This window comes from Pseudomonas agarici (assembly GCF_001543125.1).
GTDB classification, from domain to species: Bacteria; Pseudomonadota; Gammaproteobacteria; order Pseudomonadales; family Pseudomonadaceae; genus Aquipseudomonas; species Aquipseudomonas agarici.
In genome coordinates this window covers 2758244-2771986 of the sequence record NZ_CP014135.1, presented here as the reverse complement: position 1 = coordinate 2771986, position 13743 = coordinate 2758244, and the positions used below count along the sequence as shown (strand labels likewise).

Genomic DNA, 13743 nt, shown 5'->3' with positions numbered 1-13743 from the left:
GCCCTCGTTTCCGCGCGAGGACTCTCATGAACCTACCACGCCCTACTCGTACCACCCTGATTCTCAGCCTCTGCCTTGCTGTCATGGCCGGCATGCTGGGCTACGAGTATCACCAGCTATCCAAACTCGACAACAGCCTGGCCGCCGCCGCCGACAAGAGTTCGCTCGATGCCATCCTGGCGCGACTGGACAGGGTAGACGAACGGCTGGACACCGTTGACGGCAAACACCTGGTCTCCAACGACGACTTTCGTTCGGGTCAGCAGGCGCTCTCCAACCGCATCGACGCCGTTCAGGCTTTCGCCACCGAGACCGCCCAGGACCTCTCGCGCAACACCGCATCAGCGGGCGAACTCAAGGCCAGTCTCGAAACCGTCGACAGCCGCCTTCAAGAATTGAGCAAGTCGCAGGTCAAGCAATCACTTGATGCAGTTCCCAAGTCCAAGGCGGTTACTCGAAAAACACACCACACCCAAAAGCCCAACTCCATGACCATCACGCCACAGGCGCCGCCATTCACCGTGGTCGGTATCGAATACCGGGGCGGTGAACGCTTTCTGTCCGTTGCCCCATCCGGAAGCACGCAACTGAGCCAGATCTATCTGATCCGGCCAGGCGATGTCGTGGCGGGCACCTCCTGGCGACTCAACGCTCTGGACGGCAAATCCGCGCGTTTCGACGTGGCTGGCACTCCGCAAACCGTAACCCTTGCGCAATAGGAACTCGACATGCACGCGTCAATCATTTTCCGCAAAACAGAGAACTTTGTAACAACCAGACGATACTTGACGGGTTTGGCTGTCCTCACATTTGCCTATGGCTGTCATGCGGCGCCCACCCTAGCAACGACAACCGCAAGCACACAGGCCTTTTCCGAGTCCAAGGACTCTCTCGCTGGGACCAGCCAGACGGAACTGGCCCGGGAATGGGGCCTCACAACTCAAGAATGGCGCCGGTATCGAACCGTGATGGACGGCCCCCGTGGGATCTACTCACCGGGGCTCGACCCACTGACCGCGCTCGGCATAGAAGCTACCAGCGCCGAGGAACGGCGGCGTTATGCCGAGCTTCAGGTTCGCGCGGAACGGCAGCGTATCGACAAGGAACTGGCCTATCAGCGGGCCTATGACCAGGCCTTCTCACGGCTGTACCCCAACGAAAAGGTGATCCAGATCGCCTCTAGTTCAAAACCCTCATCGCCCAGCAGCCAGTCAGCCCTGAAGGGCGACGGACGCCTGGCGCTCTTCGTACAGGAAAACTGCACCGCTTGTATCGCCCGGCTGAAGGATCTCCAGGCACAGAAACAAGCTTTCGATCTTTATTTCATTGGCAGCCAGGGTGACGACGAACGGATTCGTCGCTGGGCGATTCTGGCCGGCGTCGATCCGGTCAGTGTCCGTAACCGGCAAGTCACGCTGAACCACGATGCCGGTCGTTGGCTCGGCCTTGGCCTCGGCGGCGATCTGCCGGCAGTCGTTCGTGAGGTGAGCGGGCAATGGCAACGACAGTAACCCGGGCAACATTGGCCTGCGGTCTGCTGCTGGCCTGCACATTCGTCAGCGCGACCGAGATCCCCCCACCGGCCTACCAACTGATAGCCCGGTCAGCCGGCGTTCCGTCCGAGGTGCTGTACTCGGTCGCGCTGCAGGAGAGCGGTACCCGCATCCGTGGTCGGATCGTGCCTTGGCCTTGGACACTGAATGTTGCCGGCACCGGTTACCGCTTCGCCACCCGACACGATGCCTGCCAGGCGCTGATCATCGCGATCCAGACTGCCGGCCCCAGGCGGGTCGATGTAGGCCTGGGACAAACCAACGTCGGAGCCAACGGCCACCGCTATAGCAGCCCCTGTGAGGGGCTCGACCCGTACAAAAACCTCTCGGTAACCGCGCAGATCCTCGCCGAGCAGAAATCCAAGGGTGGCGACTGGATCACCGCGGCCGGGCGTTATCACCGTCCTGCCGGCGGCGAGCCCGCCGCCCGTTATCGCCGCGCATTTGCCAAACACCTCAGTCGCGTCACCGGCATCAACCTTATGGCGAACAACCCATGAATCGATTGTTGAACCTCGCTACCTTGCTTTGCCTGGCCGCGCCCCTGACAGCGAATGCCAGCGCCCTGATCGTGGTCGAGGATCGCGGTGGCGTTTCGGCCCTGCCCTACTACCAGGATCTGGTACCGGAACCCGCCGCTCAATCCGCGTTACAACCGACCCTGGGGGTCCGTGGTACCGGTGCCTTTCCTGTGCGGTCCCCTCAACTGACACCCGGCGAAACACAGGGGCGGCTCATCAACGCGCCAGGGCTGCAGCCCATGTTCCTGGTGGGAGACGACGAGTCATCCAGAAACTGGCTGTCTCAGCATCGCGCGCAACTTCAACAACTGCAGGCCGTGGGCCTGGTGGTCAACGTGGAGAACGCCGAGCGCTTTGCCGAGATACGCCGCTGGGCCGGCGATCTTCAGGTGGTACCAACGCCGGCGGACGACCTGGCCGGGCGCCTCGGCATCCGTCACTACCCGCTGCTGATCACCGCCACAGCCATTCAGCAGTAGGAGCGCCAGCCCGCCGAGGTTGAGCTGGTGGGGCAGGAACTGGCGACACAGCGCCCCGAAAAAATCCAACAAGCATAAGGACGCATCAGCATGGCCAGCCCCTTCACCATCGAAGCGCTGCTTCGACCCGCCGTTGAGCTCTACACGGTACTGGTCTGCGTTACTGCGGCCCTGCTGTGCGTCTTCGCGCCCTGGGCGATCGCCCTGACGCCGTTGTTCGGCGTGGTCGCCGCCGCCGGGTTCTTGTTCCTGGGCTGTATCCGCTTGAAACAGGCGCTGCTTGTGCTGCGTTATCGAAGAAATATCCGTCGCCTGCCGCACTACAAGATGACCAGCAAAGACATACCGGTCAGCAATGAGCGCCTGTTCATTGGCAAGGGATTCCGCTGGACACAGAAACATACCCAGCGCTTGATGGACACTTATCTGCCCAAATACGCCGCGTATGTGGAACCGACGCCTCTGTACCAGTTGGCCCGCCGTATTGAAGAGCGGCTGGAGTTTGCGCCCTTCCCACTCAAGCTGCTGACCAAGGCCACCGCCTGGGATGTTGCGCTGAACCCGGCCCGCCCGCTCCCTCCGGTTGGCGGCTTGCCCCGCCTGCACGGTATCGAACCTTACGAAGCCGATGTCAGCCTACCGCTGGGCGAACGTGTCGGGCATTCCCTGGTGCTGGGCACTACACGGGTGGGTAAGACCCGCCTGGCGGAACTCTTCATCACCCAGGACATTCGCCGCTCCCGGCAACGATCAAGACCACGAGTCCGGATGGGACGCCGCGTACAGCCTGTTCATCGCAGAACCAAGCAGAACACGGAAATAAACCTCGATCGCGAGGTGGTGATTGTCTTCGATCCCAAGGGCGATGCCGATCTCCTGAAACGCATGTACATCGAGTGCAAGCGCGCTGGCCGACTGGACGAGTTCTACGTGTTCCACCTCGGATGGCCGGATCACTCCGCGCGCTACAACGCCGTCGGCCGCTTCGGTCGCATTTCCGAAGTGGCGACACGGATCGCTGGCCAGCTCTCGGGAGAAGGTAACTCTGCAGCTTTCCGCGAATTCGCCTGGCGATTCGTGAACATCATCGCTCGCGCCCTGGTTGCCCTCGGTCGCCGACCGGACTACGAGCAGATCCGCCAGCACGTTATCAATATCGACGCGCTGTTCGAAGAGTACGCACAGCAATACTTTGCCGAGCACGATCCCAAGGCCTGGGAAACCATTGTTGCGATTGAAGCCAAGATCGATCGCAAGAACCTCAGCTTTGCCATGAAAGATCGACCGCTACGCGTGATCGCAATCGACATGTACATCACGCAAAAGCGTATCGCCGACCCGGTCATGGAAGGCCTGCGCTCGGCAGTCAGGTACGACAAGACGTACTTCGACAAGATCGTCGCGAGTCTGTTGCCTCTGCTGGAGAAGCTGACCACCGGTCGTATCGCGGAGCTGCTGTCTCCCGACTACATGGACCTGGAAGATCCACGTCCCATCTTCGACTGGATGCAGGTCATCCGCAAACGCGCGGTGGTCTATATCGGCCTGGACGCGCTCTCCGATACCGAGGTGGCCGCGGCCGTCGGCAACTCCATGTTCAGTGACCTGGTGTCGGTCGCCGGTCACATCTACAAATTCGGTATCGACGACGGCTTGCCCGGGGCCACCAGCGGCAAGGTGGCGATCAACGTCCATGCCGACGAGTTCAACGAACTGATGGGCGAAGAGTTCATTCCGATGATCAACAAAGGAGGTGGTGCCGGGATGCAGGTCACCGCGTATACCCAGACCATGAGCGATATCGAGGCGAAGATCGGCAGCCGTGCGAAAGCTGGCCAGGTGATCGGTAACTTCAACAACCTGTTCATGCTCAGGGTCCGGGAAACCGCGACCGCCGAACTGCTGACCAATCAGTTGCCGAAAGTCCAGGTGTTCACCAGCACGCCGGCGAGCAGCGCCAATGACGCGATCAATGGCAAGGCGGCATTCACCTCAAACACACACGACCAGATCCAGAGCATCAGCGTCCCGATGATCGAGCCGGCGCACGTCGTCGGGCTGCCCAAGGGTCAATGCTTTGCGCTTCTTGAAGGGGGCAACCTTTGGAAGATCCGCATGCCGTTGCCGGCGAACGATCCCGATGAGGTCATGCCCAAGGATCTCCAGGCCCTGGTCGAGGGCATGCGCAAAGGATCAGGCAGCCATGGCAGCGACTGGTGGCAAGCGCCTGGCTATCAGTCGCTGAACGAGTCACTGCCCGATGACCTGGTGGACGACTTCCGGCAGATGGCCAACGGTGACAAAGCCGCATAAGCAAACCAATGACTCAAAGGACCAAGCCATGGCCGACATTGCAGAGAAAGCCCAACAGCAGCAGGAAGGTCAGAAAACCCTCCTGGGCATGTTGTTCTCGCTGCCCTTCCAGTTCATCGGGGTCATGTTTGGCTCGCTGCTGGGCGCCATCCTGGTCGAGTGGCTGTGTCTTTATCTGTTCTGGCCCGATGCGGGCTGGAAACACGCTCAGCAGATGTTCGAGCACGAATTGAGTTGGTTGTCCCAGGATCTGCTGCACAGCGTCGTGATCAAAGAGCCTGGCCGAACCGCGACCTGGCTGGCCCAGCAGGTGTACGACTGGCTGATGGTGAAAACCGGCCTGCAGGACAATATCAATGCGCTGACACGCTATTCCCGCATCACCGCCCTGCAGGACAAGGTGGGCTACTTCGACCTGCGCTACGAAATCGGCTGGGTGATAATCAAGTTCCAGGACTATGGCCTCGCGGCGCTCTATACCCTACTGACGTTCTGCGTTCGCATGGTGATCCTGACGCTGACGATCCCGCTCTTTCTGTTGGCCGCATTTACCGGCCTGGTGGATGGACTGGTGCGGCGCGATCTGCGTAAATTCGGTTCGGGCCGGGAATCGAGCTACCTCTATCACAAAGCGCGGGGGACGATCATCCCGCTGACCATCGTGCCCTGGACGATTTATCTGGCCATCCCCATCAGCATCAGCCCACTGCTGATTCTGCTGCCCTGCGCTTTGTTGCTGGGGATATCCATCTACATCACTGTCTCAAGCTTCAAGAAATATTTGTAGGGAATTGCCCATGCAGTGGACTCAAGAGCAGCAGCCGATCATCCATTCGAACGCCGACAAGCTGCTGGTCCAGGCATTTGCCGGTACCGGGAAAACCACCACGCTGGATGCTAGTGGCCTGTACGGTTAGTTCATTAGCCTAAGTTCGAACGCCACAAGTCCATGGCCAAGGCGCTGTGACGAGTCATAGCCGGGCTATGGCGGGGAACAGCAACGCCGGCCGAGGGCGGGTGGCGCCGAAATTGACTAATAGGAATAACCACACAGGCCACTAGGCGTAACGGCTTGCAATCGAAAACGGCCGGGCTCGCAATCAGCGCGATTTTCGGCTCAGATTAACTGCGACTGACGGAGCCCACGGGCTCACATTAATTGCGAGCGAGCTTGCATTAAGCCGCCTCGACTTGCATTCCTCGTCTTCGGCTCACATTACCTGCAACCGACGGGGATTCAGTTGCAGGTAATGTGAACCTGACCGCCCCGTCAGTCGCAGTTAATCTGAGCCGAAAATCGCGCTGATTGCGAGCCCACGTATTTTCAAGCGTGAGCCGCTACGCGCCGTAGTCACCCGCAACATCGACGATTTTCACTTCAGCGGTGTTACGCTGATCGATTCTTGGACCGATTGAATGCTAAGACCCGCAAAACTGTCCATAATTTCACTGGTCAATTGATTCAAGTCACTACAACTAGGGGAGCCTATAAAATTCGAAAAAAATCTTACGCCAAGGTTTTTCGACCTATTACTGATCCCGTCTCGAAGATGGGGGTTGGGTGAACAATGGAACCTAATACCAACGTAAGCACGAGTTAGAGTTCCCTTTACTCGTCAGCGACCGTGGGTTAACGAACCTTTATTGTCGGATGCTTACGGCACTCTTTCTGGAGTTCGTTAAAATGGTTTCATAAAACGATGTTTTTTCGAACTATCTAGACAACACAAGGGTTGGCGGACAGGCACTGGGCGTAAGTGCACTTTTTGTTCAATTGCTCCCCCAACCCCTACTATCTTGAAAAAATCAGAAAGCCTTAATAGTCAAATTTGTATCAATTTGAAAAGATGCTTGTCATTCTCAATTTTCATCGCCGAATCAATTTTGAATCTACTTCCGGCGATAAGCATTACCTCTTCCTCAGACGGAGCTTGAGTTGCGGCTTTAATATCTGCCCCTTTGTTGATAATTATCTCAAAAGCAATATTGTTCGGAGTATTTTTCTCAAATACTTGAGCACTTTCTTTGTTTTTCGTAGTGCTCATGAAGGCCGGCTCAACATAAAATGAATTCGACTTGTATAATCCATAAAGATGCTCTATCTGCTCGGCGCTACCTCGAATCCCTCTATAAGCCGTACCCTTGTATGGCGCGACATCAATAATTCTATTTAATGCAGAAGTGAGCATTTTTACATGAGGGGAAATTCTTTTCATATTTTCGTCAAGTTCTGAGTTAGCTTCCTTGGAAAAATGACTTTTTCTTAGAGTTTCATTTACATCACGATACAAGGCTATATCTTTTCCGCTTGATGGTGAATGTAGTGAGTAATCTTGAGCGGTTTGCAGATAAATAGCCGTACACTCTTCCGGGAAAACGTCCCTGTATTCAGGGTGATTTTTTCTGAAGTCTGGGTCCGAAAACATATTTAAAAGGTCGCTGATTTGTGCTCCGAAACCTCTAGTATCTACATGCAACTGATTTGAAAAGTTGAAAAAATTATATCTCTCCTGGCCATCTGAGTAGTATTTTTTTCCACTGTCTGGGGTGGACTCGCTCTTACTGGCTTGATGAGTATCATTTACGATATTTGTTGTTTGTAAAGACCTGATATTACTTGATAGCATATGATCTGCACCTACTTTAGAAATCGCTTAAGCCGCTGTTTGCTATTAAAGGCTCCCCTTATGAAGCCTCTCTTCACGTTACGGGTCAGATAATGTGCCCCAAGAACGTATACAACTTTATGCGTCCAGCGGACTTTTCATCGGTTTGACCGGTATTCCAGTCTGGTTTTTCCTATTACCCATCAGCTGCTTTCGAATCATCCACAGTCATGTGAGTGACGTTTATAGCGCGTCAGGTTCCACCAAAAGTGCTGACGCTGGTTAAAAAACTCGGCCCTTAGGAGGATGTAGACAAGGTCGGCGTACGGGTATGCCTGCCTCGGCCAGCCACACCCATGCCTCACTCACAGCAAACAACCGGCCGTGGTGCATGATCAATCGCCGAGCCCTCTCGTTCCGGGCATGAGTTCGCTCTGCCACCCAACGCTTGGGCATCACCACGAAGCCGGTCGGGGCAGGTGTACCGTGAACAGATCGCCTTGCTTTGAGCACCATTGCCCCGTTCTTCTATTGTTTGGCCCCCGGATCACATGAACGTCGACCGCGTGCGTTTGATGCATACGCAGAGCCCATTTCCCCGTGAAGTACGGCAGCACTTTGTCGTTCAACAGGTCTGCGGCTGTGATGGGCGTCTTCGTTGTATAGAGCTTGGTAAACGCGACTTTGCCGTAAGTATCAACGAAGGTCTGCTGATAAATACGGCCTACACCTTTCATGGTGCCGACGTAAAACGTGTCCTGCGAACCGAGGTAGCCTGGATGGGCCGTTTTGATTTTGCCGCAGGCGATATCGTCATCGCGCTTTTTTCTCCAGAGCAACGACCTGGGCTTCTGTCAGGACAGCACCCGTAGCGGCAACGTGCTTTTCTAGTGCACGAAGACGCTGTTTGAAGTTCGCCAGCTCGTGCCGCAGCGAGATCGATCGCACACCTGAAGGGCTGACAAATGTGCCACGCTTACACAGTTCATTGCTGACACGGACTTGGCCGTGGGCGGGCTGTTCAATAGTGTAATTCAGTACGCATTGTTCAACAACCTCATCGACACGGTTTTTCAGGTTTGGTTTTCTGCGATCTTTTTGCAGCAGGGCTTCGATTCGACCGTTCGCCTTGGCTTCCTGGTAGCGATAAAAGGTGTCTCGCGACACTCCCATGATTTTGCAAGCCCGTGAAACGTTGCCGAGTTCCTCGGCCAGGTTTAACAAGCCCAACTTGTGCTTAACAATTGGTTGATTTACAACGTTCATGCGGGGCTACTCCTCTTGGGTTGGTGATTGCTTGCACAACCATCAAACCCGGTAGCCCCGTTATTTTTCAAGAGGGGTGTCAGATCAAGTCGAGACTTCTACACCAATACCTACTTCATGATCGCATGACCTTGTTCCAGTCTATTTCGTGCCCGGCGGCTTCAAGCTCACGACCTAGAGCTTGCTTCCAGCCGTTTCCGTCCATCGACTCCCAAACGACTCCAGCAAAATCACTAGGGATCTGCAGCGTGCCTCGTTTCAACGCACAGACTTTGTTGCGCCCAAGGCGACCGAGAAAGTAACCCAACTCCAAAAGTACATTCTGCCGAGCCCTCGGCTCTGGACTTCCACCTTTAGCACATCCCTCATCATCGGGGGTCAGCAACACAACAGCAAAACCGACGTCGCCGTGAGCTTCAACTTTTTCCATGACCGTACGTCCTTGGTTCGCTTGCTCGTGCAAAATGATTGCTTTGAAACCTACCTGCTCAAGAAAGCGAGCAACAGTTTCCCGAGCACCTTCATCGTGACCGTGTACTACAAAAATACGTCGAGACAAGGCAGTTGAAACAGTACCGGCACCAGCATTAAGAGCAGATTGCGAGATAACTACGCGCTCCGCATCCTCCAGGTCTTCTTTCAGCGTTCGCTGGGCCTCTTTGAGAAGAGCCACAGCGTTGGCAATATTTCTACGAGTCGGCGTTACATAATCCACTGAGCCATCGCCGAGATACATTGATACATGGCGAAGCTTGGCGGCTTGTTCGAAGCGTTGGTAAGCAGATGTGTTCTCACCAAAATAACGTTCTAGAGTGCCTTTGATCGCGGCTGTCAACCCGGTCAGTTCAGGCGAGCTGCCCTTGACGAGCGTACTGATATTGAACTTCTCTAACTCGACTATGCGATCCTGTAACCGACCAAGCCCCTGATCTATGTCTTGAGGGGTCAATTGCAATTTGGGAGCGGTGGGAGAAACTGGGGGCTTTGCTCGGGCCATCGAGGTAGAACTCCTGTATGCGAAAACGGAGATTGTCTCACATATATCAAAAGATAGAGGTCGCCACCGGTGAACAAGCCCCGTGAAAGACAGGACACCGTTTCCCCCTTACTATAAGGGATAGGCAAACGGTTATGTTTATGACTAATAGCAACGATAAGAGTGGTGAGCTTTTGGGCCAGGAGCGGCGGCGCCGCTGGAGCCCAGAGCAAAAACTGGCGATGGTTCGTGAGAGCCTTGAGCCTGGACAAAGCGTGTCGGTAGTGGCTCGGCGCAACGGCGTCAATGCCAATCAGTTGTTCCTGTGGCGCAAGCTCTACCAGGACGGCAGCCTGTCGGCGGTCAGCGCTGGCGAGGCCGTGGTACCTGCCTCCGAGCTGAGCGGTGCGCTAAAGCAGATCCGCGAGTTGCAACGGATGCTGGGCAAGAAAACGATGGAAGCAGAAATCCTCAAAGAGGCTGTGGAGATCGCCCGGTCGCGAAAATGGATTGCGCACTCACCCTTGTTGCCGGGGGACAACCAGTGAAGCTGGTCAGCGAATGTCTCGGTGTGTCGCGCTCGCAATTAACGGTTCGAATCAAACAATCGGTATCGCCCAAAGTACGGCGAAGCAGGCCTGTGAACGACGCTGAGTTGGTGGCCGAAATCCAGCAGCAGGTCAGCGAACTGCCCAGCTATGGCTACCGTCGAGTCTGGGGATTGCTGCGTCGTGCACGTGAAGAGCTGTCGCTTCCCGCGATCAACGTGAAGCGGGTTTACCGGGTGATGCGTGATCACAACCTTTTGCTTGAGCGACGGATCAAACAGCCCGGCGTACCACGTCGGCACGAAGGACGTATTGCGGTGCAAACCAGCGATACGCGCTGGTGCTCGGACGGCTTTGAGTTCCGTTGTGAGGACGGCGCCAAACTGAGCGTGACCTTCGCCTTGGACTGCTGTGATCGCGAAGCCATCGGCTGGGTCGCCAGCCCGACCGGGTACAGCGGCGATGACATCCGCGACTTGATGCTGGAAAGCGTGGAGAAGCGCTTTAGCGATCAACTGCCCGCCACGCCGGTACAGTGGCTAAGCGATAACGGCTCGGCATACACGGCCGAACAGGCGCGTCTGTTTGCTCGGCAGATCGGATTACAGCCTGTGACCACACCTGTGCGCAGCTCGCAGAGCAATGGCATGGCCGAGAGCTTTGTGAAGACGATCAAGCGTGATTACGTGGCGCACATGCCCAAGCCGGATCGAGAAACGGCGCTGCGTAACCTGGCGATTGCCTTTGAGCATTACAACGAGCAGCATCCGCACAGCGCCTTGAACTATCGTTCGCCGAGGGAGTTCAGGCGCTTGGCAGCCGCATCAATTTAACAGGGAGTTGGTGTCCGGTTTTGCAGGGGCAAGTCCAACCGGCTCTCATGTTGCACGTCGCTAGCAATCTCAATTTTGTTGAAACGTGTTCGTCCATCACTGATGCAGTCGCTGGGATTACCCCCTACGGCAGGCCCAGAAATCTGTGGTGGTCCCGTTTTCATTTCTGATAGTCATAACCTGAAATTTTGAGAAAGTCTGTCGGTTCCGAACATCGAGGATGTAGATATGAGCCGCCAGGCATTCGAATACCACTCTGAATTCGCTCCCCTTCTTTACCGCCTACACACCAAAAGCTTCCTGATGTTCAAATCCGAGGAGCCCACGACTGAGCCGGACATCCACGCATTTCTGCAGGATCCGGAGCGTCGGGAATGCCTGACCCGGTTGGGTCGAGAAGGATGGGAGCTGGTCAGCGTGCAATCAGTGGCAAGAGGCGAAATCAAAGTCGGCAACCACAACTCGCAAGGTTGGGCATACGGCTTCGCGCTTCCAACCGGTTATCTGATGTTTTTCAAACGCCCAATCCTCAGCGTTTGATGGCTTAGGTGCGGCGGCAAGAAATCCATGGGGGCCTGATTATGGATTTCTTGCGGCGAGCACCTGGCTGAACCCGGCAAGCTGTTGGCAACAGGAATTACCAGAGCCCAGCCGTGAACCCGTATCAGTCCCTCATTGCACTCACTTGCCGCCTTGCCCAAGCAAGCCTGATCGCACTGCTTGGGCAAGGCCTGCACCTCCCCCATGCAGCGGCAGCTTCCGCATCCGAGCAGGCCAACCTGGAAGTGATGATCCGCCAGTTGAATGCGCTGGAGGACACTGCTCGCCGTAGCGCTCAAGTCGCCGATGAGCCAGGAAAGCGGTACTTCTTCGATTACCAGCGCTTCGCCATTGATATCGAGAGTATCCGCCATGGCCTGGAAGGCTACCTGACCCCCAGCCGGGCACAGCCGCGCGACCCAACTGATATCTCGGGCAACTACACCCTGAACGGGGGCCACAAGCCATGAGTATGAGTGGTGCACAAACTGTTGCCTTCCAGGCTGCTGGCGGATTTTCAGCGCCAGCTAGCTACATGCTCTTCGTTGGGTTTGCCGTGGCCGCTACGTTTCTATGGGGTGCATGGGCCATCTATAGCTGCTACCGGGGTTGGGCCACCAATAATCTCGATAGATCAATCGCTGCACCCTCGGTGATCCGCATCCTCGTGCTCTGCATGCTCATCACTGTTTTTGTGCTCAGCTAACCCCACTGGAGTTCAACCATGTCTCAACTCAAACAATCTCTCTACGCAGGTGCAGGGGCGATCACGCTCCCGCAACTGGCTGTAGCGGGGCTTCCGCAAGCTCAGACGCCCACTCGTGGTGAGGGCAGCAATATTCTTCAAACCATCCAGAACTGGGGCTTCGACGGATTCATGCTGATGGGTTTGATCATTTTAGCAATGATGTTCCTGGGCGTCGCCTGGCACGCATTCGGCGTGTATCACGAAATTCACGATGGCAAGAAAAAATGGCGGGACCTCGGTGGAACAGCCACGGCTGGGGTTGCCATCATCGGTGTCGGTATCTATCTGGTAACCAAAGCCACAGGCATCTTGTAACGGGAGCTGAATATGGCAGAGGTACTTGATGACGGGACCTTGAGTTTCCTGCCAGTCCGGCTGAACACCCAGCCGGTGGTGATGGGTGGCCTCACAGCCGACGAAATGTGGGCAACCATTTTGTTCAGCAGTATTGCCGGATTCATCTTGGGTATCCCGGTGGCGATCCTGACTCATATTTGGGCGCTCATCATTGCTGGGGCTCTTGTCGGTGGGGTCCTCGGCCTGACCATTGCCGGTCGCCTCGTGCGCCGCATGAAACGCGGTCGACCGGATACCTGGGTGTATCGCCAGCTCCAGTTGAATATCGCTCGACACTTCCCGACCTGGAACACCTCCCGCCTTATCACTCGCGCAGGTGCGTGGACCTGTCATCGCACGGAGGGTGCATGAGTTATCGCAAGAAAGTGGATGCACAACTGGCTCACATCAATAGCCTGCGCCTGGTCATTGGTCTGCAGATTGTTCTCGGCCTGTGGATGGCCTATGGATGGCAGAGCGCACCGCGCGACCTGACCATTCACGTCCCACCGGATCTCCGATCGGGTAGCACCCGTAAGTGGTGGGATATCCCGCCAGAGTCGGTGTACTCATTTGGGCTGTACATCTTTCAGCAGATGAACCGTTGGCCAACCGACGGTGAAACCGACTACGAAGACAACATTGCCCGGCTGACGGGATATCTGACCCCAAGCTGCAAGGCCTATTTGCAGAAGGACTTCGAACTGCGCCGCAACAGCGGGGAACTGCGCAAGCGCGAGCGGGGTGTGTTCGAAATCCCTGGGCGTGGTATCGACGATCAACAGGAACAACATATCCAGCAACACAGCATCAACGACTGGACAGTAAACCTTGATATCACCGCCGACGAGCACTACGGCGGGGAACGCGTAAAACGCGCGCTTGCGCGCTACCCCTTGCACATCATCCGTTCGGACGTGGACCCGGAACGGAACCCCTTCGGGCTTTCCTGGGATTGCTACAGCAGCAATCCGCAACGCATCGAAGCCTCCATCGAGCCCACCAACAAAGGAGACAAGTAGCT

Annotated in this window: 15 protein-coding genes and 1 pseudogene; 13 read left to right on the top strand and 3 right to left on the bottom strand. The window is 56.1% G+C overall.

What is annotated here, in order from left to right:
• Positions 1 to 26: 26 nt before the first annotated feature.
• The 6 genes from AWM79_RS12255 to AWM79_RS12230 all read left to right on the top strand — a co-directional run bounded on the left by AWM79_RS12255 (position 27) and on the right by AWM79_RS12230 (position 5653).
• Positions 27 to 719, top strand: coding sequence for a hypothetical protein (locus tag AWM79_RS12255; protein WP_060782949.1), 693 nt, complete (start codon positions 27 to 29; stop codon positions 717 to 719).
• Positions 720 to 728: 9 nt separating this feature from the next.
• Entirely contained in the window at positions 729 to 1511 is a 783-nt protein-coding gene (locus AWM79_RS12250) for a TIGR03759 family integrating conjugative element protein (protein ID WP_060782948.1), read from the top strand.
• Entirely contained in the window at positions 1496 to 2053 is a 558-nt protein-coding gene (locus tag AWM79_RS12245) for a lysozyme family protein (protein WP_060782947.1), read from the top strand. Before AWM79_RS12250 ends, AWM79_RS12245 begins: the two co-directional genes overlap by 16 nt.
• A complete protein-coding gene (locus AWM79_RS12240) occupies positions 2050 to 2553 on the top strand; it encodes an integrating conjugative element protein (protein WP_060782946.1) in 504 nt (167 codons plus the stop codon). The genes AWM79_RS12245 and AWM79_RS12240 overlap by 4 nt, the downstream gene beginning before the upstream one ends.
• A 90-nt stretch (positions 2554 to 2643) precedes the next feature.
• A complete protein-coding gene (gene traD / locus AWM79_RS12235; RefSeq protein WP_060782945.1) occupies positions 2644 to 4866 on the top strand; it encodes a type IV conjugative transfer system coupling protein TraD in 2223 nt (740 codons plus the stop codon).
• 28 nt (positions 4867 to 4894) lie between these two features.
• Positions 4895 to 5653, top strand: coding sequence for a TIGR03747 family integrating conjugative element membrane protein (locus AWM79_RS12230; RefSeq protein WP_060782944.1), 759 nt, complete (start codon positions 4895 to 4897; stop codon positions 5651 to 5653).
• A gap of 1036 nt (positions 5654 to 6689) precedes the next feature.
• Here AWM79_RS12230 and AWM79_RS24365 read toward each other — a convergent pair.
• The 3 genes and pseudogenes from AWM79_RS24365 to AWM79_RS12215 all read right to left on the bottom strand — a co-directional run bounded on the left by AWM79_RS24365 (position 6690) and on the right by AWM79_RS12215 (position 9735).
• Entirely contained in the window at positions 6690 to 7493 is an 804-nt protein-coding gene (locus AWM79_RS24365) for an ADP-ribosyltransferase (protein ID WP_082712610.1), read from the bottom strand.
• Positions 7494 to 7754: 261 nt separating this feature from the next.
• A pseudogene (locus AWM79_RS12220) lies at positions 7755 to 8738 on the bottom strand (helix-turn-helix domain-containing protein).
• A gap of 115 nt (positions 8739 to 8853) precedes the next feature.
• Complete coding sequence (locus AWM79_RS12215; protein ID WP_060782942.1) at positions 8854 to 9735, bottom strand: TIR domain-containing protein; 882 nt, start codon at positions 9733 to 9735, stop codon at positions 8854 to 8856.
• Between the two features lie 140 nt (positions 9736 to 9875).
• Between AWM79_RS12215 and AWM79_RS24360 the strand changes: the two genes are divergently transcribed.
• The 7 genes from AWM79_RS24360 (at position 9876) to AWM79_RS12175 (ending at position 13741) form a co-directional block, all read left to right on the top strand.
• Positions 9876 to 11095, top strand: a protein-coding gene (locus tag AWM79_RS24360; RefSeq protein ID WP_425262038.1) for an IS3 family transposase whose coding sequence is annotated in 2 segments (ribosomal slippage) — positions 9876 to 10221 and positions 10221 to 11095 — 1221 coding nt in all. Because the reading frame shifts where the segments join, the coding sequence is not laid out codon by codon here.
• 228 nt (positions 11096 to 11323) lie between these two features.
• Positions 11324 to 11635: a hypothetical protein gene (locus tag AWM79_RS12200; RefSeq protein ID WP_060782939.1), complete on the top strand. Its 312-nt coding sequence runs from the start codon at positions 11324 to 11326 to the stop codon at positions 11633 to 11635.
• A 113-nt stretch (positions 11636 to 11748) separates the two neighbouring features.
• Positions 11749 to 12105 carry an integrative conjugative element protein, RAQPRD family gene (locus AWM79_RS12195; protein WP_060782938.1) on the top strand — a complete coding sequence of 119 codons (357 nt, stop codon included), beginning with the start codon at positions 11749 to 11751 and terminating at the stop codon, positions 12103 to 12105.
• Positions 12102 to 12341 carry a TIGR03758 family integrating conjugative element protein gene (locus tag AWM79_RS12190; protein ID WP_060782937.1) on the top strand — a complete coding sequence of 80 codons (240 nt, stop codon included), beginning with the start codon at positions 12102 to 12104 and terminating at the stop codon, positions 12339 to 12341. The genes AWM79_RS12195 and AWM79_RS12190 overlap by 4 nt, the downstream gene beginning before the upstream one ends.
• Positions 12342 to 12359: 18 nt before the next feature.
• Positions 12360 to 12698, top strand: coding sequence for a TIGR03745 family integrating conjugative element membrane protein (locus AWM79_RS12185; protein ID WP_060782936.1), 339 nt, complete (start codon positions 12360 to 12362; stop codon positions 12696 to 12698).
• Positions 12699 to 12710: 12 nt separating this feature from the next.
• Complete coding sequence (locus AWM79_RS12180) at positions 12711 to 13091, top strand: TIGR03750 family conjugal transfer protein (RefSeq protein WP_060782935.1); 381 nt, start codon at positions 12711 to 12713, stop codon at positions 13089 to 13091.
• Positions 13088 to 13741 (top strand): PFL_4703 family integrating conjugative element protein, encoded by a 654-nt coding sequence (locus tag AWM79_RS12175; RefSeq protein WP_060782934.1) that lies wholly within the window; start codon positions 13088 to 13090, stop codon positions 13739 to 13741. Before AWM79_RS12180 ends, AWM79_RS12175 begins: the two co-directional genes overlap by 4 nt.
• Positions 13742 to 13743: the final 2 nt, after the last annotated feature.

Excerpts from the sequence above, each read along its gene's own strand:
- AWM79_RS12255 (WP_060782949.1), top strand. The coding sequence starts at position 27 with ATGAACCTACCACGCCCTACTCGTACCACCCTGATTCTCAGCCTCTGC.
- AWM79_RS12250 (WP_060782948.1), top strand. The coding sequence starts at position 729 with ATGCACGCGTCAATCATTTTCCGCAAAACAGAGAACTTTGTAACAACC.
- AWM79_RS12245 (WP_060782947.1), top strand. The coding sequence starts at position 1,496 with ATGGCAACGACAGTAACCCGGGCAACATTGGCCTGCGGTCTGCTGCTG.
- AWM79_RS12240 (WP_060782946.1), top strand. The coding sequence starts at position 2,050 with ATGAATCGATTGTTGAACCTCGCTACCTTGCTTTGCCTGGCCGCGCCC.
- traD (WP_060782945.1), top strand. The coding sequence starts at position 2,644 with ATGGCCAGCCCCTTCACCATCGAAGCGCTGCTTCGACCCGCCGTTGAG.
- AWM79_RS12230 (WP_060782944.1), top strand. The coding sequence starts at position 4,895 with ATGGCCGACATTGCAGAGAAAGCCCAACAGCAGCAGGAAGGTCAGAAA.
- AWM79_RS24365 (WP_082712610.1), bottom strand. The coding sequence starts at position 7,493 with ATGCTATCAAGTAATATCAGGTCTTTACAAACAACAAATATCGTAAAT.
- AWM79_RS12215 (WP_060782942.1), bottom strand. The coding sequence starts at position 9,735 with ATGGCCCGAGCAAAGCCCCCAGTTTCTCCCACCGCTCCCAAATTGCAA.
- AWM79_RS12200 (WP_060782939.1), top strand. The coding sequence starts at position 11,324 with ATGAGCCGCCAGGCATTCGAATACCACTCTGAATTCGCTCCCCTTCTT.
- AWM79_RS12190 (WP_060782937.1), top strand. The coding sequence starts at position 12,102 with ATGAGTATGAGTGGTGCACAAACTGTTGCCTTCCAGGCTGCTGGCGGA.
- AWM79_RS12185 (WP_060782936.1), top strand. The coding sequence starts at position 12,360 with ATGTCTCAACTCAAACAATCTCTCTACGCAGGTGCAGGGGCGATCACG.
- AWM79_RS12180 (WP_060782935.1), top strand. The coding sequence starts at position 12,711 with ATGGCAGAGGTACTTGATGACGGGACCTTGAGTTTCCTGCCAGTCCGG.
- AWM79_RS12175 (WP_060782934.1), top strand. The coding sequence starts at position 13,088 with ATGAGTTATCGCAAGAAAGTGGATGCACAACTGGCTCACATCAATAGC.